Annotated in this window: 1 protein-coding gene; it reads right to left on the bottom strand. The window is 47.4% G+C overall.

The genetic code is table 11. The features are described from left to right. The coding region (locus tag HMPREF1028_RS12910; RefSeq protein ID WP_009313220.1) for a hypothetical protein at positions 1-339 on the bottom strand (339 nt) is incomplete at its 3' end. Positions 340-587 lie beyond the last annotated feature (248 nt).

Below are 587 nucleotides of genomic sequence, written 5' to 3'. Positions count from 1 at the left end.
AAACGCGGCTCTAAAACAAAGCGGTAAAACGGTTTCATCCTTGGATACGGACAGCTTCTCGCATGAAGTGATAATGCCCTGCCATTGTTTCGCCGGAGATTCGTCCGAACCGGCTGAAAAAGCGGCAGCCACCTCAGACAATACGGCCTCCTGCGGACGGATTTCAAACGCTGCGCGCTGGTTGAGGTAGGAAGACAGCGGCAATGAGGAATCGGCGGAAGTGGCGTTGATTTCGACGCGGTAGGCGGTGTTGGCGGCTTCGGAGGCGGTGAAGGATTTGACGGAGAGGGAGGGGGAGAAACGGGCGAAGGTGAGGTGGTAGGATTGGCGGGCAGTCATGGCGTTAAATTTAAAGATGACAATAGGGTTTACATAATAACTTAAACGGCATCAACGGTAAAGCAAATGGGATAAACGGTAGAAAGATCGTCTGAAAAGGAATTTAAGCTTTTCAGACGACTTATTTTGGGGCAGCCCGTTTACACATATATTCTGTACACGTTGCAGAAATGGATAAAGACATACTAATAACTTTCTACATATAGTCAATTAAAATCAAAATAGGACAGTAATGCATCGTCAAATCG

The organism is Neisseria sp. GT4A_CT1 (genome assembly GCF_000227275.1).
GTDB lineage: Bacteria > Pseudomonadota > Gammaproteobacteria > Burkholderiales > Neisseriaceae > Neisseria.
Note: the sequence above shows the minus strand (reverse complement) of the source record. Positions and strands in the feature narration are given on the sequence as shown.